The organism is Saprospiraceae bacterium, from assembly GCA_016719615.1.
Taxonomy (GTDB): Bacteria; Bacteroidota; Bacteroidia; order Chitinophagales; family Saprospiraceae; genus Vicinibacter.
This window is the reverse complement of record JADJYQ010000001.1, coordinates 293245-315012: the sequence shown is the minus strand read 5'-3', so window position 1 is coordinate 315012 and position 21768 is coordinate 293245. Positions and strand designations below refer to the sequence as shown.

Sequence of the window (21768 nt, the reverse complement as noted above, 5' to 3'; positions counted from 1 at the left end):
TAATTCCGGGCAATGATTTCAGACACAACAAAAGAAGATTTACTATCCAAAATTGCAGCATTAGAACCCATTTCCAGGGTTTTAGAACCCGAAGAATCACAGCGCAATGAATGGATCCACCATATTTCTCAAAATACCAACTCATTTATTGACTCCCTAAAAGAAGGTAAAGCATTTCATATGTTCCAGAGTATGAATGGTTTACTCAATATTAACCCTGATCAAAATGACGGACAAGCACTTGAACTAATATTGGAAGAATTGGGTCGCGATATGTTAAATAAGGGTTTAAATCCTGCTTCAGGCGGTCATTTGGGGTATATTCCAGGTGGAGGTATATATGCGGGCGTCTTAGGAGATTACCTGGCTGCGCTCTACAATCAATACGCAGGAATATATTATGGTGGTCCAGGAGCTGTAAAGATTGAAAATGAGTTGCTTCGCTGGCTTTGCAGGATTATTGGATTTCCAAATGGGAGTCTTGGCAACTTGACCAGTGGCGGATCCATGGCAAATCTTATTGCAATTGTAACAGCACGTGAATCGCGACAAATCAGACCTGAAGAAATTCCTTCACTTTGCATTTACCTGACCGAACAGGTCCACCATTGTGTACACAAGGCAATAAGAATCTCCGGTTTAGGATTTGCGCATGTCCGTACTATACCCGTCAATCATGAATTTAAAATGAAAACCAATGATTTGAGACAACAAATTACCTCAGATCAAAACAAGGGTCTTATCCCATTTATGGTTGTTGGTACCGCGGGAACTACGGATACCGGTGCAATAGATCCTCTCGAAGAGCTGGCAGAAATTTGTGAAGAAAACAAAATTTGGTTTCATATTGATGCAGCCTATGGCGGGTTTTTTATTCTAAGCAAATTGAAAAATCCCGACGGAAAAGCTTTAAAATCAGCATTTAATGGGATGGAGAGAGCTGATAGCCTTGCCATTGACCCGCATAAGGGATTGTTTTTATCCTATGGCCTTGGCGCTGTTTTAATTAAAGACATGACTTCTTTATATAAGGCACATTATTATAAAGCAGCTTATATGCAAGATACCTTAACGAGTCAGGATGAACTCAGTCCGGCCGATCTTTCACCTGAATTGACCAAACATTTCAGAGGACTTAGGCTGTGGTTGCCCCTCCGCTTATATGGACTCAATCCGTTTATCGCCTGCTTGGATGAAAAGGTCTTACTATGCAGATATTTTTATGCGGAAATCGCAAAACTTGGTTTCCAGACCGGGCCTTACCCTGAGACTTCGGTATGCATTTATCGATTTTTACCCGAAAATGAAGATGCCAATTTGTACAACCAAAAGATTTTAGATTATGTCGTCAATGATGGCCGGGTTTTTATTTCTTCCACGACCATCCAAGGTGTTTTTTGGCTCCGGCTTGCAGTTTTGAGCTTCAGAACCCATTTGTCTACCATAGAAAAATGCCTCGAAGTGCTAAAATTGGCATTAATTAGTCTAAAATAACGTAAAAAATGTGTTCATTTTTGGCTAAATGTTGAAAACTGCTTAGCTTTGCAGCCCTTAAAAAAAATACATTTTATTAAATATGCGTCATTTTGAAGTAACCTTTATCGTAGATCCAGTACTGTCGGGCGATGAAGTAAAATCGACAGCTCAAACGTACAGGGATATGCTTGTGGCAGAAGGTGCAAGTATTATTCATGTCGATGAGATGGGTTTGAGGCCTTTGGCCTACCCCATTAATAAACGCAACACCGGGGTGTATTTCAGTATTGAATTTGCCTCCGAGACCGCCGGATACCTGGTAAAGGTAGAATTGGCTCTGAAACGCGATGAGCGCATTATGCGCTTTCTCACTGTAAAGCTTGACAAATATGGTGTCAAGTTTAATGAAGACAAAAGAAATGGAAAAATTGGCAAAAAAGTAAGAAAAGAAAGGCTTAAAACAGTTCCAGAGGGCGTTGACAGCCCACGCCTTGTCGTCGCGCCAAAAGTACCAGATGTCGTACCTGTCATCGTTGAAGAAGAAGAATAATTCACTAATCCTGCAATTCAAAAATAATTATGGCAACGCAAGACGAAATAAAGTTCTTAAGCAATCCAAATATAGGTCAAAAGAAATCTAAATACTGCCGTTTCAAAAAATTCGGACTGAAGCACATCGATTATAAAGATGATGCCTTTTTAATCCAGTTCGTTAATGAACAAGGAAAGTTATTACCCAGACGACTCACAGGAAACTCTCTAAAATACCAGAGAAGGGTTTCAACCGCTGTGAAACGTGCAAGGCATCTCGCTCTTTTACCGTTTGTAACCGATTTGTTGAAATAATTCAAATTCGAAAACTTATGCAAATCATTTTATTAAAAGATATGGACAATCTGGGAGACAAACACGATATCGTGAAAGTCAAACCAGGTTATGGAAGGAATTTTCTGATTCCCATTGGTGCAGCCCTTCTGGCGAATGACTCCAATTTGAGAAAATTGGCAGAAATGAAAAAACAGGAAGATGCTAAGGAAAATAAGAAAGTGAACGATTACAAGCAAATGGCAGATCAATTGGCCAATGCAACTATTAAAATTGGAGCCAAAGTCGGAAGTACGGATAAAATCTTTGGTAGTGTAACCAGTCTACAAATAGCTCAAGCTATTAAAGAACAATGCAATTTGGAGGTTGAACGCAAAAAAATTCATTTAGATGATGAAGTTAAAACCACCGGTAGTTATACCGCAACGATTGACTTTCACAAAGATGTTCACTGCAAAGTAAACTTTGAAGTCATCGCAGAATAGATTTTAGAATTCAAAAAAATACAAAAAAGTCCCGAAGATGAACATGTCTTCGGGACTTTTTTTTTGCCAAGCGACAGGTCCATATTTATGCACTTCGCGCAATGAAAGCCTTATTCATTTTAATATAAGAGATAATCAATATTGTCCATTTAGGATAAATATTTTATGTCATTTCAATTTTAGCATTTTTTCTTGAAAAATCACTACCTTAACTTTGTCAAATATTGAATGATATGCGTCAAATTTTTTGGTTCCTTATTTTAAATTTATTTTTTCATTTTGAAAATTACAGTCAAAATCTGATTCCCAATCCCGGTTTCGAGCAATGCGACTTATGCGATTCCCGGGGATTCAAAGAATTGGGAATTGGATTTGGTGCGAACGTGCCGGCTGATTGGAACTCGGCCACATACGGTTCGCCCGACATTTATTCGAACTTACCAAAAACCGGCAAACGACATGGTGGTTTTTTTACCGGGTTCAGAAAACACGAATATCTCGTCAATCATTTCACTGAATCTTTAAAAATGGGCGCAACTTATCGCTTCAGTTTTTGGCTTATGGCAAATCCTCAGAATTTGAATTATATCATAGACGAAATAGGTGTGCATATTCAAAAAGGGAAAGCCGTTTATCCGCAATCCGAACCTTTAAGGCAAATAATGCCCACTTTTAAAAGCCCTGATGAAGATTATATTGCCGGTAAAATTTATCGTCAATTTACTTTTGAGTACAAAGCATGTGGTGGCGAAGATCATTTCATTGTGGGTCGTTTTCAAGCCCTGGAAAAAATGGACACCTTTTTCGTTGGATCCAAAAGACCTGCTGATCCATATTTAGAAGCCATTTATTATCTCGTCGATGATTTTGAAATGATTGAAATCTCTGCTCCGGTTATTGCTGACCCGCTTCCATCCGAATTGGAACTATGTAAAGATTCTCTTAAATCACTGCGTATACACGATTTATATGCAGGTCTGCCCATAAAATGGAGCACAGGCGCAACTGGCCCCGAAATCCAGTTTAAAAATGAAGACCTCATTTGGGTAGAAATCATTTTAGATGATGCCTGTAAATCTATATTACGCGATACGATTCAGATTCAATATTTCAAAGATGTCAATATGAAAATCCTCAGTGCAGACAGTATTTGCACTGGCGATACCTTGGAATTGCAAGCAATTTGTAATGAAAAATGTTTTGATTTTATCTGGAATAATCAACAAACAGATCGCATTGCTAAAATAACAGCTCCAGGAATTTATACTGTTCGGGCAAAAACATTTTGTTATGATTTAATGCGTTCCAAGGAAATTTTTCCTTCTCATCGAATGGTACAAACTTTTGTCCAATTTCCAAATATCATAACGCGAAGTGGTTTACCTGAAAATCAAAATTTTAAAGCATTCATAAAACCTCAGCAACAACACAGAATTTACAATTTGGAATGGAGTATATTCAATCGCTGGGGAGAAAAAATATTTTCAAGCGAAGATCAAAATGCAGTTTGGCAACCTGCCGACACAAATCCAATTGATAGTTATTTATACATGTATAAAATAAATTATCAGGATTGTAATGCAGTCACCACAAAAATATTCAAAGGCAATTTTAATTTGATAGATTAATGTTAGTTATTGATTTAAGACCCTATCACGCATTGGTTTGTGGTGCCAGCAAAGGAATTGGAAAAGCTTGTGCATACGCCCTGGCCGAAGCAGGTGCTTCCATAACCGCAGTTGCCCGAACTGAAACAGAATTGGCAGATCTCATTGGAAAATTGCCATCAGGTCCGCATCAGAAACATAGTTTTCTTGTCATGGATTTAAATGATATTCCAGCATTAGAAAAAAAACTAAACGCACTATTGTTAGATCATTCCTTCCAAATTCTCGTCAACAATACTGGTGGCCCACCGGGCGGTCCGGCCCACACTGCAACTGTTGAAGCATACCTGCAAGCATATCAACAACATTTGATTTGCAACCATATTTTGGTCCAAAAAATTTTACCCGGTATGAAGTCTTCCTCTTATGGGAGGATCATTAATATTATTTCGACTTCTGTCAAACAACCTCTCGACAATCTTGGAGTTTCAAACACAGTTAGAGCGGCTGTTGCCAATTGGGCTAAAACACTTGCCAATGAATTAGCAAGCTTTAACATCACAGTCAATAATGTACTACCAGGCGCTACACAAACGGATCGCCTGCAATCTATTTTGGAAACTGAAGCTAATAATAAAAATACCACAACCGACAATATTGCTCAAAAAATGTTAGCTGCCATACCTGCCGGAAGATTCGGTCAGGCCACAGAAATAGCCTATGCCGTTGCCTTTTTGGCCAGCCCGCTGGCATCTTACATCACAGGAATTAATGTTCCAGTAGACGGTGGTCGTACCAAATGTTTGTAAGATTACAAAATTCCATTGAACTCAAGCCAGTACTTTCAAAGCAGAATACCTTAAACATTTCATTATCATATATGACTAACAATTGTTAGTTTATACCTAAATATATTGTTAAGTTTGTTCCAGATGAACACAAGTTGATATTTAAACTTTTCGTATAAATTGATATCTCGTTAGTTATAAAATTAATAAAGCCCACATTTTTCAATTAAAATATAACATACGTTTGTTAGTTAACGTAAATTCCCGGCGTGAAATTAATGACCTAAAAAGAATTACTTACTTAAGTAATAATAACATTATTTAAACACAAACAACCATATATTAAGGTTTCATAATTGGATTTAATTTTTCACTTTTGATGATTTTTTCTAATCCCAATTTGCTTTTAGCAAAGATCTCATTTTTTTGGGTATCTGCAGCATCTACCTCGCTTTGCAACTGAGATGCGCGATCACTTGAGAGGTTAGAAGGCCTGATTTCCTGCCAAGCTATAGCTCCATAGGCCTCTGAGATGCGCTCGCGCAACTGTTCTTCATCTGCAAAAATTGACTTCTGCTGTGTGGCCAGTAGGCTGGCTCTTAAAACTTCTAGTTCACGATGATATGCTTCCAAAAACTTACGGCTCTTGTCTTTTTTGGAATTTGCAATAAAGTCTTTCAATTGTTTTTGTTTATTGCTAATCTCTTCTACTATCCGTGCAAGTTGTTCGTGCATGTGGTAATACTTCATACATAATTCAAATTGCGCTTTTCGGTCTTCAATGGTATAATCCGGCCTTCCGGTATGGATCAATTCAAATGTATCTACTAAGGTTTTTTGACCGATGTTCAATTTGAATAGATAGTAACCGGGTAATACTCTTGGAGCAGCGAATGCAGAAAAATCTAATTTACTGCCTCCCTCTGCAACTCTACCGGGTTTCATGCGTTGGTTCCAGTAAATTTTATTGATCCCTTTGCGATTGCTGGGTGTCAAACTTTGAATGAGTTTTCCATTGATATCATAAATTTCAGCTTTGATTTCGCCTTTCATAATGCGATCTTTTAAATAGTATTTGAAAGGTTGAATCTCAACAGGATTGGGAGCCAGCCAAGCTCCTGCAAGAGCCATACTTCCTCCATATTTTCCAGATGAAGTTTTCATTTGTTTCTTATCGAACAATGCAATTTCTGTATCGGCCAACGATCCAGTCATTTCTCGCATTACGTTGATGTCGTCTAAAATATAAATTCCGCGTCCGTGGGTACCAATGACAAGAGCTGATTCTCTTTCCTGAATCTGTATATCCCGAACCAGTGCATAATCGGGAATTTTATTGCGCATTCTAAACCAGTTTTCTCCGGCATCCAAACTTGCAAACAGTCCCATTTCTGTGCCTAAAAAAAGTAAATTTTCATTTTCCGGATCCTCCTTGATGCGATGTGCAAATCCGGTAAACTCACTACTTTGAATCCGCTGCCAGCTTTTACCCAGATCTTTAGTTTTCAGGAGATAGGTATTATGATCTCCTGTGTTATGATGATCGAAACAAATATAAACGGTCTGTGAATCATGTCGAGACAATTCAATCCAACTTACCCATGCATGAAGGGGAATTCCTGATAATCTGATAGCAGGCGTCAAATTGTGCCACACTTTTCCACCATTTTTTGTATATTGAACATTGCCATCGTCTGTACCTACCCAAATCATCTGATCATCAAAAGAAGATTCAGCAATGTTATATATCGTGCAATGATTCTCAGCACTTGTATTGTCCAAACTCAGTCCTCCGGAATTTTCCTGATCTTGTTTATTTTTATCATTGGTTGTCAAATCCGGAGAAATCGCAGTCCAATTTCTTCCCTGATCTGTTGATTTGAATAGGTATTGGGAACCTATGTACAAATTCTGTTTATTTGCCATACCAGTTACGATAGGAGTATTCCAGTTCCATCTCAATTTTTCCTGTTCTTTGGTTTTTTGAGGTTTGATAGAATAGGTTTTAAAGTTGGTTAAATCTATTCTTACTGCATTGCCGCCCTGACTTTCAGCGTATGCAGTTTTCAAATCCAGGGGATCGGGTACTGTCCAAAATCCATCACCCCAATTTAAAGTTTTCCAATCTCCATTTCCAACGCCTCCAGGTCCTTCACTGGGTCCAATCCATGAACCATTATCCTGTAATCCTCCATAAATTCTGTAGGGTTCATGATTATCAACCGCTATCCTGTAAAATTGGCCAACCGGTAAGTTACCGCAAAACATCCAACTGGCTCCACGATCATTACTGATATACACCCCACCATCTGTTCCCAAATACATGTTGTCTGTATTTTTAGGATTGATCCAAAGTGCGTGATGATCGGCATGCACCCATCCTCCATCATAACTCGCTTCATTCCATGAATACCCACCGTCATCTGAATATGAGAATTGAAGTGCAGGTCTATAGACTCGTTTTGGATCGAAAGGATCAATCACCAGAGTAGAAAAATAAAATGGGCGTGAAACCACATTCATTGAAGCACTTTGCGATTTCCAGTTTTCGCCGGCATCTGCAGAAATATAAAGTCCGGTATTATTAGATTCAACAATTGCAAGAATATTCTCCGGAGCACTGGGTGCCAAACTCAATGCCACGCGACCGAAATCACCCTCCGGTAATCCTTTACTTAACTTGCGCCAGGTTTTTCCAGAATCCTCACTTTTATAAATTCCGGAACCTTTTCCTCCCGACACAAAACTATAAGCTTTGCGACGGAATTCCCAAAACGTAGCATAGACGATATTTGTTTGCGTTGGATGAATGGCTATATCAGCACAACCAGTGCGTTCATTCATGTATAATATTTTATCCCAGGTTTTACCGCCATTGATTGATTTATATAAACCTCTGTGTTGACTATCTGACCAAAGTGGACCTGGAGCAGCAACATAAAGAATTTGTGAGTTTAAAGGATCTACAAGAATTTTGGAAATATGTTCTGTACTATCTAAACCAATTTTTATCCAATTGTTGCCGCCATCAGTGGATTTGTACATTCCATTTCCAATAGAAACTGAATTGCGCATATTGCTTTCTCCTGTGCCAACATAAATAGTATCGGGATGCTTCTGATCAATGGCAATTGCACCAATCGATTGACAATATTTATCAAAAACAGGCTTAAAAGATACAGCAGCATTGGTCGTTTTCCATACACCTCCCCCTGCCGTTCCAATATACATGATCTTTGGTGTTGTATTCACGCCCTGGATGTCGGTAATTCTGCCACTCATCGTTCCTGGCCCCATAGCCCTTGCCTCCATAGCGCCAAAAGTGTAAGCATTAATTTTGGACTGCGCCTGTACGTTTATACTGACTAATATTGCCAAACCTATTACAACAAATTGCATTCTCATCTTGTATTATATTATTAAAAATGACTACAATGATAACTAAGAAAATGAGAAGCCCAAAAAACATTAACATTGGGCATTGCCGTTTTTAAAAATATTTTTTAATTAAAATAAATATTCATGTACGCGTGCGAATATTCCCTTAACAATCCTGCCCACCCAACCAAACTGCGATCTAAATGCTTACTTTTACATTTTAAATAAAGTCAATGTACAAGATTCAAAATTATATGATCAGGTTTGTCTGGCCTTTAGCAATATTGGCATGTTCAGGTACGATGCACAATCAACATGGGTTTATGATTGAAAATAAAGGCCTTACTTGCGATGCACAAAAACTAGACCAAGAGCGATTTATCATTTGTGGGGAATCATCTGCTTTTACTGGGTCAGCAACAGCTGGCAATAAAGATGGATTTTGTTTTATTCGAAATTTTAATAATAGTTCGACAGGGATTGGTTTTGCCTTAGGAAAATCTGAACAACAAGAACGAATTGAAAAAATAAGAATCCAGGATCGTCATTACTTTGTCAGTGGTTATTCTGGCGAAAACAAAAATAAGTTTGTTGCCAAACTCGACGACAAATTTAATCTGATATGGGCGCGAAGTTCTGATAGCATTCAATCAACTGATCAACCTGAATTGGCTGTCAATTTATCATCTCATATTTTACTGGCCGGGAAAAACTCTGCAGATGAATCATACCAAATACAATTACACCTTTTTAATGGCGACGGTGCTTGTTTGTGGTCAAAATCTATGCCTTCTGTAGAAATATTACAGGATATCTTGCCAACAAAAGATCAGAATTTTTTAATTAGCTTTAAACAAAAAGGGGCATATATTGATGGGCAGACGCGAAAGCGTTATATTATGAATTCATTTTATAAAATAAATACAGAAGGACAGCAAGTCTGGGCAGGAAAATTTCATATGGATGACGATCAGGTCCATCACAGTTATTTTACAAAAGTTGTTGAAGATTCTAAAACACAACTTTACTTTATAGGACATATCGCTTTTCAAGCCAATGTAGAAAATGCCTATATCGTAAAAACAAATTCAGATGGAAAAATTCTTTGGAGTAAATTTTATGTCGGTTTAGAAAATTATGTTTTCAAATCCGCAAGTATAGGAGAAGATGGAAAAATCTTTATTATTGGAGATGGTTATGGAAAAAATGGCGGCCTAGTTTATGCAAGCATACGCGAAGATGGACAGATTGAATGGGCCAGAAAATCAAAATCTGCCAATTACGAACAAGCCATTTCTGTAATCCCATCAGAAAATTCGTTTACGATAATCTGGGATAAGTTATTTACCATGGCCGGATTCAGTACAGATAAAAAGGGCAATGCCTGTTTGGGGGAAAATGAAGAACTCAAAGTCAGTGCTCAGGAATTTATGATCCAAATGGAACGATTCAAAGGAAGAATGGGTGATTTGCCTTTGCATGCATGGAAAGAATTGGATATGGAAACAAAAGTATTTGATCAAATTGCAGTAAAAAATTTATGCCCATAGATCCTGTCTAGTATCAAAACAATGATACCCAGTTTCTGAATAAAAGAATAAAGCTTCATGGAACACAATTATATAAGACTGCATGCAGAAGAAACTTATGCACATGAACTGAGTGCTTTACTTTTGGAAGACAAACGCGAAAAGCCCGCACACTGGAAACTTTCGCCATGGGCTGTTTTACATTATATTCTGGGCGGAAAAACTCAAAGCGGTATCGAAATCAGTCCAAAATACATTGGTGACCGAAAGCTTATCGAGATGGCCATTGCAAGCTTACTTTCAGACAGGGCATTGCTACTCTTGGGTGTTCCGGGCACCGCAAAAAGTTGGTTGGCCGAACACTTATCAGCAGCGATCTGCGGACATTCAAATCTCTTGGTACAAGGAAGTTCTGGAACAAACGAAGATGCATTGCGTTATGGCTGGAATTATGCAGAACTAATTTCTAAAGGCCCTAGCCAACAAGCACTGGTGCCAGGTCCGGTCATGCGCGCAATGGAATCCGGCCAATTGGTTCGCATTGAAGAACTCACCCGCATCCCTACTGAAATTCAAGATGCACTGATAAGTATACTTTCAGAAAAATTAATTCCAATTCCTGAACTGGGTATCGAAGTAAAGGCTCGTCAAGGATTTAATGTCCTTGCTAGCGCAAATGATATGGATAAAGGAATTTACCCACTGTCGTCAGCTCTGCAAAGACGGTTCAACACACTGGTGATGCCACTACCTGATAATCTGGAGGACGAAATGCGAATTGTTTATCAAAGGGTATCACAAATGGAAAAATCTTTAAATATTGACCTGGAAAAATTAAAGCAAATTCACACTGAAAAATTGCTGGTCATGTTCAGGGAATTGAGAAGTGGGATCACTCAGGATGGTAAACAAAAAATCAAAGCATCCAAAAGTGCATTCAGTCCGGCAGAAACAATCTCCATGCTTCACCATGCCCGTATTCAACATCATTATTTCTCCGATCAAGAATTCGGGCCAGCAGATATGATTCAATCCATGCTTCAAACGTTTATTAAAAATGACCCTGACGAAAAACTTACATTCATCGAATACAATGAAACTGTACTTAAAAAAAGGCCAGCATATAAAGAATGGTACGAATCCATTAAACAAAGTCTTAAAAACAACTAACAAACGTTCGTTATATTTATGTTGGTTGGTGAAATAAAAATTTTTGGGATCAGACATCACGGTGCCGGATCGGCCCGAAGACTTAAAAATGCTTTAAATTCCTTCCAACCTGATGCTGTTGTTATCGAACTACCTGCTGATTCTCAATCCCTCATCAGCGAATTGCAAAATGCAAAACATAAACCCCCGATTGCGTTCTTATATTATGATGTGGACCAAACCTCCAAATCTATATATCTTCCGATGGCAGTTTTTTCACCGGAATATCAGGCTCTTCTTTATGCCTTCGAAAATAAGATACCAATCCATTGTATGGATATCCCAGCAAGCGCTTCATTGCATACTAACTTATATTTTCGAAGGCAAGACTCCGATTCTGAAAATAAGTATCAACATATTACCAATGATCCTATAGGATACCTGGCAACTCAAGCCGGTTATGAAGATGCAGAATCATGGTGGGAGTCACATTTTGAGCAATGGCATGATCATGAAAAACTTTTTTCAATTGTTCAGGACCTTATGGGTGAATTACGTCGCCAAAGTAAGGGCATAGATGATTTCGAAACATTGGCGAGAGAACAATTTATGCGATGTCGCTTGAGAGAATGGATCCATTCAGGTCACACCAAAATTGCAGTAATTTGCGGTGCATGGCATGGCCCCGTATTGACTCCACATGTCCTTGAAAACACACACTTGGAAGGTGAACCCGACTTAAAACTAACAACTGTTCGCAGTTGTCTGATTCCCTGGTCTTATAAACATCTTAGCCTAAATCAAAATTATACCGCTGGAATTAAAGCTCCGCTATGGCATGAAAGCATGTACCTCAATAGCCAAAAAGCACCGGCGTCTTTTCTCACAAAAGCTGCTCAGGTATTGCGAAAGGAAGGATTTGCAATTTCACCGGCTTCTGTGATTGATGCCAATTATTTTGCAGATCAGCTGGCCTTACTTCGGGAATTACCTTGCCCGGGCCTCGAAGAACTGATCGAATCTTCAGTTCTTCATTTTGGCCATGGTATGCAACATAAAATAGAATGGTTCCGTGAAAAAATTATGTGCGGAGAAACGATAGGTCAAATTAATCTAAACCATCAGACGCTTCCTTTCGTCAAATTGTTTTACACCCAATTAAAAATCCTAAAACTGAATCGCTATTGGAAGGAAACACCCAAGGAAAGTTTGTTGCTGGACCTTCGCAAAGACAAACACTTGTTAATTTCTCAATTTTTACAGCTTTGTACACTGATGGAAATCCCATGGAATAAACAGTTACCGGTAGATTGGAATACCTTGGGAAGTTTTCACGAAAGTTGGACTTTCCAATGGCATCCGGATCTGGAAATGGTCCTCATCCAAAGAGGATTATTGGGAAATACTTTGGTTGATGCCTGCATTCAGTATATCAAAAGCCGTCTGCATCAAAATACTCCCATCTCAGAGATTGCACAATGGCTGGAGCACTCTTTAAAAGCTAACATCGAAGAACTTTGGCCATTACTTTCACAGGCATTGGATGATGCACTGATACAAAATCAGGACTACCTTCAGCTGACATCCTTAATACATCCTTTGGTGGCCATCCGGGATTTCGGGTCTTTGCATAAAACAGATATTCATTGGTTACTCAAGGTCCTTTCGAAACTTATCCCCAAACTTATCATATCACTGCCGGACAACACCAAATACATTCCTGATGATCGCGCCCGTAAAATGTTGTCAGCCATAATAAATCTGCAAAATTATTTTAATCGTTACCCGGATGATGAATCCTCTAAAGATTGGTATGATCAATTACAATCAATATCCGAAAATCGCGAATGCAACCCTCTTATAAGAGGAAAATGTTGGAGTCTGTTGCTAGAAAAAAACAAAATTCAAGAAGTGCAATTTCTGAACGAATTCCAACTTGAATTCTCATTACATTCCGAAATTCCAAGAGCTGCACTGTGGCTGGAAGGTTTCCTTCAGTCGCAGACTACATTGTTTTTAATGCATCCATCCGTGGTCAAAGCATTGGATAAATGGTTACTTGCAATTGATCCCAAACATTTTAAAAACTATTTACCTCTGTTGCGAAGATGTTTTTCTCAAATTTCTACAAGCGAACGTATGCGCATTTTCAGACTTGTTCATCATCAATCAAATCTTCCATCCCTTCGTTGGAGACTGAATGATTCCCGTAAAAATATCTTGCTCAAATCTTTAGAGAAATTAAGTTCTCCTGAATAAAATTAAACTTATAGTAAAATCAGAAGGGCGCTTCAATGATACAGCCTCAGATTTCATGGAAATTAGATTTATTCCTTTTATTTTTTAAAAATTTAAAGCAGATGCTTACAAATAAATCAATCATATTGAGGCATGTAAAATTGAACTGCAATTATTTTTGCATCACTTGATCATGATTATCATTGAACCCAGATGTAAAATAAAACCTGGTTTTTTTTAAAAGCAAAATACAATTTCCTGGTTGAAATGCAAGCCACTGATTACTCTTCTTCTGATAATTCTTCGACTTTCTTTTCTTCCAGCCAAAATTGATTAAGATGGTCACTTTTTATAAGGTGCAGTTGCTGGAGATTTACCAGCTCCAATATTCCCAAGAAAATTACGATTGCGTGTATTCGATTTTCACATGAATCAAACAAATTTTCAAAATGAACTTTTCCATTAACGCGAATACTTTCAATAATTCTGGCTTGTTCCTTTTCTATTTCGTATACGTAATTAAAAATGCGATGTACAACAGCTTTAGGTGTTTCGTTTAAACGGTCCATGACCCGTTGAAACACTTTCATCAAATTAAATAAATTCAAGGTTTCCCACTCTGCATCTACCAGCGCTTTTTGTGCTAAGGATTCGAATTCAGATTTCAAATTACCTCGTGGTATTCTAAAATATTGATCATCCTCCATATGGCTGAAGTCCTCTATAACTTCCCTAATCGATTTATATTCCAACAATCGCTGTACAAGTTCTTTCCGAGGATCAATTTCCTGATTATTTTCATCGAGTTCTTTACGAGGCAAAAGCATCTTAGCTTTAATTCGGATCAATGTTGCAGCCACCAGGATAAACTCACTGGCCAGATCAATGTTCATCTGCTCCATATGGCGGATGTAGTCCAGAAAATCCTGGGTAATCTTAGCTATTGGAATATCATAAATATCCAGCTCGTCACGCTCAATAAAAAACAGCAAAAGGTCAAATGGCCCTTCAAATTGCTGGAGTTTTATAGTATAGGTATTCATATCGTATCAAAAGGCTGGCGAAGTTAGCGGAAATGACTGTAATAGCCAACAATTGTTGCGAATCTAATTACCTTAGCTGCATGACCCAGTCATCCCTCCATCTCCTGCCCGTTGCCTTGAGTTGCGCTTCTATTAACCAGATGAGTAATGAAGCTATAGAGGCCGCTAAATCCTTGAATATGTGTGTAGTAGAGCGCGCTAAGACGGCCAGACATTTTCTTAAATCTATCCAACATCCCTTGCCTTTGGCCCAAATTGAAGTATGCGAAATTCCAATCACCGACACCCACATTTTTTTTAAGGATATCATCAGCAGAATTCTGGAAGGCCAAAGCTTTGGCCTGCTTTCAGAAGCAGGTATGCCATGCATTGCAGATCCGGGACATGAATTGGTTAAAATGGCACATCAAAAAGGAATTCCCGTTTGGCCATACGCAGGTCCTAATTCAATGCTGATGGCACTAATGGCATCAGGTTTTTCTGGTCAAAATTTTCAATTTCACGGCTACCTCCCTGCAAAAAAAGAAGCTTTGAGGGAACAGGTGATCAAACTGGTTACAATTCTTAAAAAAACTGGCGTGGCTCAAATTTTTATGGAAACTCCATACCGAAACAAACAAGTATTTGAAATTCTGTTAAGCCATGTTCCGGGCGATTTAGAATTGTGTGTAGCCAGCCAATTGGGAAATCCACAACAGTGCATTTATACGCGTCCAATTAGAGACTGGACGGAGGCTAACAGTAAATTGCATTATGATTTACCATCTGTTTTCATATTGGGCAAATGAAGAAATATTTTTACATCAGCCTGCTTTGTATTTTCAAATTAAACGCTCAACATCAGGATTCTCTTCTACAAATTAATGTAAAGGAATTGGATGTATGCTCAAAATCAGAGTGGAAGCTCGTGTGGGCAGATGAATTTAACGGTGATCAACTCGACAGAACCAAATGGTTTAGTTATTTTCCATTTACTGCAGATGGATCCGACTCTTGTGCAGCGTGCAGAGGTTTAGTGGGCGGAGAATTTATTTCAGATTCGAATTTGCTTATCAAAGATGGAATTTTACATATCATCGCCAAAAAGGAAAAAGCTTCGTGGTTTGGAAGAAATTTTGAATATACTTCTGGAAATATTTTTTCGATGTTGGGTTTTAAATATGGACGTTTCGAAATCCGGTGCAAATTACCAAAAGGAAAAGGATTCTGGCCTGCATTCTGGACTGCCGGTGATGGAGTTATAGAAGAAATAGATGTTTTTGAAAGTAAAGGGCATATCCAAACTCAAACCCAATCCAACTATCATCATTGTTACAATCAAAAAGGCTGCCAACAACCTAAATGGCATTGGACTGCAGATCAGGAGGAATGGAATGTATATGCCGTTGAATGGGATCCCTATTTTGTTAAATGGTATATGAACAAAAGGCTAGTACCAAATTTCAATTTTGTTTTTGATTTTATAGAATCGTGAAACACGACAATGGACCCTGGCAAGGTGTTGCGAATGACATTTTGATAACAAGCCTCCGCTGATAAATCCGGATCAAAATCTCCACTTAATACATCCCACATAATAATTTTGTAATGATGCTTTAAAATTCTTGTTTGTGATGGTTTAAGTCTTCCGTATGGTGGCCTGTATAAATTCGATCCGCAGGCTCTGGCTCCTTTGCGTACGTTGAGTATGTATTCCAAATTATCGGTTCCCCAGCCTGAAAGATGATTGAAGCTATGACTCCCTACAGTATGTCCAGCACGTATAATTTGAGCAAAAATTTCTGGATGCCTTTCAATATTCTGGCCTACACAAAAAAAACTGGCTTTGGCATGGAATTGCTCGAGTTGCTCTAATATCCAGGGAGTTACTTCCGGTATCGGCCCATCATCAAAACTCAGGTAAATTTCTTTATTAGACGTCTCTATTCTCCAAACCAGGTCCGGAAATATCTGCTGGAGAAACTTTGGGGTAAAACTCAAATAGACCATACTGGTTTGCTTCTCAATAAAGACGTATAAAGGTCACCAAACATTTGTTTTAGAGACCAATTATTTTCATGATTAACAATATCTTATGAAGAGTAGTGTGCATATTTGCATGCATTTTATAATTCCATATGGCTCAAAAAGAAATACGTCTGCGTTTTGCTCCGAGTCCAACCGGAGCTTTACATATTGGAGGCATCCGAACTGCCTTATACAATTATTTGTTTGCCCGGAAAATGGGCGGCAAATTTATACTACGCGTTGAAGATACGGATCAGGGACGATATGTCGATGGAGCAGAAAAATATATCCTGCGAAGTCTGGAATGGTTGAATCTGCTTCCAGACGAAGGTCCTGAAAATGGCGGCCCTTATCAACCCTACAGACAATCTGAAAGAAAACAAATCTATCGCGATCACGCTGAGATTTTATTGAAAAAAGGGAAAGCTTATTATGCCTTTGATACCACAGAGGCTTTGGATGCCTTGAGAAAATCAGGTGATGGAAATCAAAAATATGATTACAACACCCGAATCCAAATGCGCAATTCTACGAATATGAATGCCGAACAATTGTCAGCTGCATTCAAAGCAAACGAAGCTTATGTGATCCGTTTAAAAGTTCCGGAAAATGAAGAAGTTGTCATTCAAGATGCCATACGCGGACAAGTTCGATTTCATACATCAGAATTGGATGATAAAGTATTGATCAAATCAGACAATATGCCTACCTACCACATGGCAAATGTGGTTGACGATAAACTTATGCGCATTTCACATGTCATCCGGGGAGAAGAGTGGTTATCTTCAACAGCACATCATTATCTTTTGTATAAAGCATTTGAATGGGAAGAGGATATGCCACAATTTGCACATTTGCCTTTGATTCTCAAACCCACCGGAAATGGAAAATTGTCAAAACGCGACGGCGCCCAATTTGGTTTTCCGGTATTTCCCATGGATTGGAACAATGATGATGGAAGTAAACTTATGGGATTTAAAGAATTTGGATTTGAACCGGAAGCTTTGTTAAATTTTCTTGCTTTATTAGGTTGGCATCCGGGAGGAGATCAGGAATTGTTTAGTGTTGAAGAAATGATTCCTTTGTTTTCGCTAGACAAAATAGTTAAATCCGGTGCTCGCTTTGATTTTGAAAAAAGCAAATGGTTCAATCAACAACATTTGTTGCAAATACCTGAAGAAAATATTTGTGACCGTTTGATAGCAGTATTTAAAGATCATGGAATTGAATTATCATTGGCATTAAGTAAAAGCATTTATAGCATGTATAAAGATCGGGTCATTTTTTTCAAGGATTATTTCGAGCAAGCCAAGGCTTATTTTAAAGAAACGAATTCTTATGATGCAAACTTTATCCAGCAAAAATTTAAAATTGAATATTTGTCAGTCCTGAAAGCATTAAAACTAGAATTGCAAGATTTAGCTCTTTTCGAGGCCAACAATATTCATGGATTACTACAGGAGTTTATCAAAAAAATGAATATCAAACCAGGAGAATTATTTCCACTTCTCCGACTTGTGATGACAGGTATTCCAACAGGCCCCGATGTATTTAAAATGATGGAATTCATGGGAAAAGACAAGCTAAATCAAAGAATTGAACTATTTTCGGATTTTATAGATAAGAATCTTACTGTATGAAAATAAAATTTTGCGGAGCTGCCCGGGGAGTAACGGGTTCATGCCATTTACTGACACTGGAAAATGGTTATAAAATATTATTAGACTGTGGCTTGTTTCAGGGCGAAGATGAGATCGATGACGATATCAATTCGAGATGGCTCTTTGATCCTGCAGAAATCGACATTATGATCTTATCTCATGCACATATTGATCATTGTGGTCGACTTCCAAAATTAGTAAAAGATGGATTTAAAGGTCATATAATTTCTACACACGCCACTCGTGATCTAGCCGAAATCATGCTGATGGATACAGCTCATATTCAGGAACGGGATGCAGAGTATTTCAATAGAAAAATAGCAGAGAAAAGAAAAAAACACACCGGAGAAAAATTGAAGTACCGCGAGCCCATTTATAAATCTGCTGATGTGACCAATGCCATGAAACATTTTATTACTGTTTCTTATGATCGATGGGTAGAGCTTGCAAAAGGCATAAAATTATTATTTACAGATTCAGGTCATATACTTGGTTCCGCTGCAGTTAATCTCGTCATTCAAAAAGGCGGCGATGATTTGCGATTGGCTTTTACAGGCGACATTGGTAGACCCCATCGGCCAATCCTTAAAAACCCGCAAGAAATGTGGCCTGCAGACGTGGTGATCACTGAATCGACATATGGTGACAAACTTCATTTACAAAGGCCTGCAGAAAAGGAACAATTCATGCAAGTCATTTCAGATACCTGTGTTAGCCGCAAAGGCAAACTTATTATACCGGCATTTAGTCTGGGTCGCACACAAGAATTGGTTTATCTTTTATATCAATTGTGCAATGAAGCTAAACTACCGAATGTTCCAGTTTATGTCGATAGTCCTTTAGCAGTAAGTGCAACTGACATTTACAAAGCACATTCTGAATGTTTCGATGAAGAACTTTATGAATATATTTTAAAGGACCCCGATCCATTTGGATTTCGAAAATTAAAATATATTACAGACGTCAATGAATCTAAAAGTTTAAATAACAGTAAAGAACCTTGCATTATTATTTCTGCAGCCGGAATGATCAATGCAGGAAGGATTCAACATCATGTCTTTAACAATATAGAAGATCCCAAAAATACGATCCTTATTGTTGGTTACAGTTCTCCGGGTACTCCCGGCGGAAAATTACGCGCCCATGTTGATTCTCTCAAATTATTTGGAGAACTTAAAAAAGTAAATGCAAAAATTGAAATCATGGATTCATTTTCTGCGCATGGCGACCAACATGAAATGATCGAATATTTATCAAATCAAAAATCCAGTTGTAAAAAAATGTATCTGGTACATGGCGATTACGATGTCCAGCAAAAATACCAACAGATGTTACAAAGCCAACACTTCGTGCGTCCCGAAATTCCGGAATTTGGGCAGCTTGTAGAAGTTCATGGATCATAAGTTGTTTGATGAGTTGAGGATAATAGCAGGTAGGAGGAAGTCTGCTTGTCTGCTTGTCTGCTTGTCTGTTAGTCTGTTAGTCTGTTAGGCTGTTAGGCTGTTAGGCTGAAAGTCTGTTAGGGGGTTTGGCTTTATCAAACTGAAAACTTCTTAATGTAGGTTTGTAGGCATGGAGGAGGAAGTCTACTTGTCTGCTTGTCTGTTAGTCTGTTAGTCTGTTAGGCGGTTAGGCTCTATCAAACTGAAACCTTCTTTTTGGAGGCATATAGAAATCAACACACACTACCGAATGTTAGTTCAATAAATTTAAATTTCTCTTATCTTTATCAGTAAAAATAATACCATCATCAATCATCTCCCGACATCATCATGTTGTTGTTAAAAAGTAACATCTTCATGTCGGGACATCCATCATCTATCCTCCCCGCTTCATGTATTGAAACAAACTCGATTGGCTTGCATAGGTTGCCGAAATATTTTCTTTGGTAAAAACTTTATCTGTATCGCCATAGGCCATTAGTTTGTGATTGATGAGAATCACGCGATCGAAATATGCTTGAACACTATCGAGGTCGTGGTGTACTACCAAAATTGTTTTTCCCTCGGCTGCCAATTGCTTTAATATTTCGATGATCCTTTGTTCCGTTTTTACATCCACACCTACAAAAGGTTCATCCATCAAGATCATGTTAGCTTGCTGGCAAAGTGCTCTGGCCAAAAATACTCTTTGTTGTTGTCCTCCAGACAATTCACCGATCTGCCGGTTTGAAAGTTTCTGAATATCCAGCATCTCAATGGCTTGTTGAATGATTTCGTGATCGCGTTTATTGAATCGCGAAAATAATTTCTTATGTGAAAATCGTCCCATTGCTACGATGTCGTAGACGGTAGCCGGAAATTGCCAATCAACGTCATCTTTCTGAGGAACGTAAGCAATGGATGTCATACATTCTGCTACATCTTTATTCAAAAATCGGATGTGTCCGGCACTTATGGGAACCTGCATCAGGATCGCTTTGAATAAGGTCGATTTACCAGCACCATTCGGTCCGATCAATCCATAAATATGTCCGGCTTCGATCTTTAAATAAATATTTGACAATACACGCTTTTCGTCGTAAGCGACAGAAAGTCCTGATATTTCCAGTGAATATGCCTGTGCTGTCATATAGATCGCATGCGTTTAAGCAAAAAGTAAACGGCTAAAATAAGCAATAGAAAGAGCGGAATGAAAAAATAATAATTACTTGAGTCAAAACTCCAATTAGATTTGTGATGATTGGTGTCCAATTCAGTAGTTCCTTCTCTCTGACTCAAGGCATTAAAAATAATCTCAGCATTTGATCGCAACATTCCGATGTAGGTGTCGGCCATAGTGCCTTCATCTCCTAATGAATCCGCAAATAATTTACCTCCTATTTTTACTTTATTTTCCTTACTGATCTGTTCCATCAATTTCGGGTTAATCGTACTTTCAATAAATATGGCAGGTATCTTTTGATTTTTTATGAGCTGATTTACCCGCAAAAAGTCACCTGTTTGCACATCTGCATCAGTAGATGTGCCCAGCAAAGACTCTACCTCTAATCCATATCTGTTTCCGAAATAATGAAATGCATCATGCGACGTAATCAGCACCCGATGTTCCATTGGAATTTCCAGCACTCTGGAACTTATATAGTTATGCAAATCATCTAATTCTTGTAAATAAATATTCAGGTTGAATCGATATTCCTTTTCATGCAAAGAATCAATCGCTATCAACGCCGTTGCGAGATTGTTGGCATATGTTTTTCCATTAATGGGATCCATCCAAGCATGTGGATCAGTCGAATTCTTGAAATGCGGGTTGGTAATGGGCACAATGCCTTCAGTAAGAATTTTTCTGAAAGCTTTCGATTCAGAAGATTGTATTAACTTTTCCAACCAGCCTTCAAAAGTTAGTCCGTTGATGAGTATCAAATCTGCCCTGTGGACTTTTCGTAAATCTCCGGGCGTAGGTTCATACAAATGCGGGTCGGATCCAACCGGAACGATCATTTCTACTTCAATGAGTTCACCACCAATGACTTTAGCCATATCAGCCCACATAGAGGCAGTTGCTAAAACAACGGGTTTGGAAGCCATTGCAGAAAATGCAATCCAACAGGAAAACAAAAGAGTTAGGTGAATTTTCATA

Annotated in this window: 18 protein-coding genes; 13 read left to right on the top strand and 5 right to left on the bottom strand. The window is 38.3% G+C overall.

Going from position 1 to position 21768, the window contains the following annotated elements; genetic code table 11:
• Positions 1-12: 12 nt before the first annotated feature.
• The 6 genes from IPM92_01335 to IPM92_01310 all read left to right on the top strand — a co-directional run bounded on the left by IPM92_01335 (position 13) and on the right by IPM92_01310 (position 5202).
• The gene (locus IPM92_01335; GenBank protein ID MBK9107043.1) at positions 13-1494 is read left to right on the top strand and encodes an aminotransferase class V-fold PLP-dependent enzyme; all 1482 of its coding nucleotides are present in this window, start codon (positions 13-15) and stop codon (positions 1492-1494) included.
• A gap of 82 nt (positions 1495-1576) precedes the next feature.
• The gene (gene rpsF / locus IPM92_01330; protein ID MBK9107042.1) at positions 1577-2026 is read left to right on the top strand and encodes a 30S ribosomal protein S6; all 450 of its coding nucleotides are present in this window, start codon (positions 1577-1579) and stop codon (positions 2024-2026) included.
• Between the two features lie 26 nt (positions 2027-2052).
• Positions 2053-2322, top strand: coding sequence for a 30S ribosomal protein S18 (locus IPM92_01325; GenBank protein ID MBK9107041.1), 270 nt, complete (start codon positions 2053-2055; stop codon positions 2320-2322).
• Between the two features lie 17 nt (positions 2323-2339).
• Positions 2340-2786, top strand: a complete 447-nt coding sequence (locus IPM92_01320; GenBank protein ID MBK9107040.1) for a 50S ribosomal protein L9 — start codon at positions 2340-2342, stop codon at positions 2784-2786.
• 233 nt (positions 2787-3019) lie between these two features.
• On the top strand, positions 3020-4414 hold the full coding sequence (locus IPM92_01315) for a gliding motility-associated C-terminal domain-containing protein (GenBank protein MBK9107039.1): 1395 nt from the start codon (positions 3020-3022) through the stop codon (positions 4412-4414).
• On the top strand, positions 4414-5202 hold the full coding sequence (locus IPM92_01310) for an SDR family oxidoreductase (protein ID MBK9107038.1): 789 nt from the start codon (positions 4414-4416) through the stop codon (positions 5200-5202). Before IPM92_01315 ends, IPM92_01310 begins: the two co-directional genes overlap by 1 nt.
• 321 nt (positions 5203-5523) lie before the next feature.
• Here the strand turns inward: IPM92_01310 and IPM92_01305 are convergent, their stop codons facing one another.
• Positions 5524-8586: a glycosyl hydrolase gene (locus IPM92_01305; GenBank protein MBK9107037.1), complete on the bottom strand. Its 3063-nt coding sequence runs from the start codon at positions 8584-8586 to the stop codon at positions 5524-5526.
• A 206-nt stretch (positions 8587-8792) separates the two neighbouring features.
• On the opposite strand from IPM92_01305, the gene IPM92_01300 reads away from it, so the two are divergent.
• The 3 genes from IPM92_01300 to IPM92_01290 are packed head-to-tail and all read left to right on the top strand — an operon-like array spanning position 8793 to position 13496.
• Positions 8793-10109 carry a hypothetical protein gene (locus tag IPM92_01300; protein MBK9107036.1) on the top strand — a complete coding sequence of 439 codons (1317 nt, stop codon included), beginning with the start codon at positions 8793-8795 and terminating at the stop codon, positions 10107-10109.
• 57 nt (positions 10110-10166) lie between these two features.
• Positions 10167-11258 (top strand): AAA family ATPase, encoded by a 1092-nt coding sequence (locus tag IPM92_01295; protein MBK9107035.1) that lies wholly within the window; start codon positions 10167-10169, stop codon positions 11256-11258.
• A gap of 18 nt (positions 11259-11276) precedes the next feature.
• Complete coding sequence (locus tag IPM92_01290) at positions 11277-13496, top strand: hypothetical protein (protein ID MBK9107034.1); 2220 nt, start codon at positions 11277-11279, stop codon at positions 13494-13496.
• Positions 13497-13756: 260 nt separating this feature from the next.
• Here IPM92_01290 and IPM92_01285 read toward each other — a convergent pair whose 3' ends face one another.
• The gene (locus IPM92_01285; protein MBK9107033.1) at positions 13757-14518 is read right to left on the bottom strand and encodes a segregation/condensation protein A; all 762 of its coding nucleotides are present in this window, start codon (positions 14516-14518) and stop codon (positions 13757-13759) included.
• Between the two features lie 80 nt (positions 14519-14598).
• On the opposite strand from IPM92_01285, the gene IPM92_01280 reads away from it, so the two are divergent.
• Together IPM92_01280 and IPM92_01275 are read left to right on the top strand one after the other, a co-directional pair.
• A complete protein-coding gene (locus IPM92_01280) occupies positions 14599-15306 on the top strand; it encodes an SAM-dependent methyltransferase (protein ID MBK9107032.1) in 708 nt (235 codons plus the stop codon).
• Entirely contained in the window at positions 15303-15992 is a 690-nt protein-coding gene (locus tag IPM92_01275; protein MBK9107031.1) for a glycoside hydrolase family 16 protein, read from the top strand. The genes IPM92_01280 and IPM92_01275 overlap by 4 nt, the downstream gene beginning before the upstream one ends.
• Here IPM92_01275 and IPM92_01270 read toward each other — a convergent pair.
• Positions 15917-16507 carry a polysaccharide deacetylase family protein gene (locus IPM92_01270; GenBank protein ID MBK9107030.1) on the bottom strand — a complete coding sequence of 197 codons (591 nt, stop codon included), beginning with the start codon at positions 16505-16507 and terminating at the stop codon, positions 15917-15919. The two genes, IPM92_01275 and IPM92_01270, sit on opposite strands and share 76 nt — an antisense overlap.
• Before the next feature lie 128 nt (positions 16508-16635).
• On the opposite strand from IPM92_01270, the gene IPM92_01265 reads away from it, so the two are divergent.
• Complete coding sequence (locus tag IPM92_01265) at positions 16636-18165, top strand: glutamate--tRNA ligase (GenBank protein MBK9107029.1); 1530 nt, start codon at positions 16636-16638, stop codon at positions 18163-18165.
• On the top strand, positions 18162-19589 hold the full coding sequence (locus tag IPM92_01260; GenBank protein MBK9107028.1) for an MBL fold metallo-hydrolase: 1428 nt from the start codon (positions 18162-18164) through the stop codon (positions 19587-19589). The genes IPM92_01265 and IPM92_01260 overlap by 4 nt, the downstream gene beginning before the upstream one ends.
• A gap of 415 nt (positions 19590-20004) precedes the next feature.
• Here IPM92_01260 and IPM92_01255 read toward each other — a convergent pair whose 3' ends face one another.
• Complete coding sequence (locus IPM92_01255; GenBank protein ID MBK9107027.1) at positions 20005-20757, bottom strand: metal ABC transporter ATP-binding protein; 753 nt, start codon at positions 20755-20757, stop codon at positions 20005-20007.
• Complete coding sequence (locus IPM92_01250; GenBank protein ID MBK9107026.1) at positions 20754-21767, bottom strand: zinc ABC transporter substrate-binding protein; 1014 nt, start codon at positions 21765-21767, stop codon at positions 20754-20756. The genes IPM92_01255 and IPM92_01250 overlap by 4 nt, the downstream gene beginning before the upstream one ends.
• Position 21768 lies beyond the last annotated feature (1 nt).

Excerpts from the sequence above, each read along its gene's own strand:
- IPM92_01335 (MBK9107043.1), top strand. The coding sequence starts at position 13 with ATGATTTCAGACACAACAAAAGAAGATTTACTATCCAAAATTGCAGCA.
- rpsF (MBK9107042.1), top strand. The coding sequence starts at position 1,577 with ATGCGTCATTTTGAAGTAACCTTTATCGTAGATCCAGTACTGTCGGGC.
- IPM92_01320 (MBK9107040.1), top strand. The coding sequence starts at position 2,340 with ATGCAAATCATTTTATTAAAAGATATGGACAATCTGGGAGACAAACAC.
- IPM92_01315 (MBK9107039.1), top strand. The coding sequence starts at position 3,020 with ATGCGTCAAATTTTTTGGTTCCTTATTTTAAATTTATTTTTTCATTTT.
- IPM92_01310 (MBK9107038.1), top strand. The coding sequence starts at position 4,414 with ATGTTAGTTATTGATTTAAGACCCTATCACGCATTGGTTTGTGGTGCC.
- IPM92_01305 (MBK9107037.1), bottom strand. The coding sequence starts at position 8,586 with ATGAGAATGCAATTTGTTGTAATAGGTTTGGCAATATTAGTCAGTATA.
- IPM92_01300 (MBK9107036.1), top strand. The coding sequence starts at position 8,793 with ATGTACAAGATTCAAAATTATATGATCAGGTTTGTCTGGCCTTTAGCA.
- IPM92_01295 (MBK9107035.1), top strand. The coding sequence starts at position 10,167 with ATGGAACACAATTATATAAGACTGCATGCAGAAGAAACTTATGCACAT.
- IPM92_01290 (MBK9107034.1), top strand. The coding sequence starts at position 11,277 with ATGTTGGTTGGTGAAATAAAAATTTTTGGGATCAGACATCACGGTGCC.
- IPM92_01285 (MBK9107033.1), bottom strand. The coding sequence starts at position 14,518 with ATGAATACCTATACTATAAAACTCCAGCAATTTGAAGGGCCATTTGAC.
- IPM92_01280 (MBK9107032.1), top strand. The coding sequence starts at position 14,599 with ATGACCCAGTCATCCCTCCATCTCCTGCCCGTTGCCTTGAGTTGCGCT.
- IPM92_01275 (MBK9107031.1), top strand. The coding sequence starts at position 15,303 with ATGAAGAAATATTTTTACATCAGCCTGCTTTGTATTTTCAAATTAAAC.
- IPM92_01270 (MBK9107030.1), bottom strand. The coding sequence starts at position 16,507 with ATGGTCTATTTGAGTTTTACCCCAAAGTTTCTCCAGCAGATATTTCCG.
- IPM92_01265 (MBK9107029.1), top strand. The coding sequence starts at position 16,636 with ATGGCTCAAAAAGAAATACGTCTGCGTTTTGCTCCGAGTCCAACCGGA.
- IPM92_01260 (MBK9107028.1), top strand. The coding sequence starts at position 18,162 with ATGAAAATAAAATTTTGCGGAGCTGCCCGGGGAGTAACGGGTTCATGC.
- IPM92_01255 (MBK9107027.1), bottom strand. The coding sequence starts at position 20,757 with ATGACAGCACAGGCATATTCACTGGAAATATCAGGACTTTCTGTCGCT.
- IPM92_01250 (MBK9107026.1), bottom strand. The coding sequence starts at position 21,767 with ATGAAAATTCACCTAACTCTTTTGTTTTCCTGTTGGATTGCATTTTCT.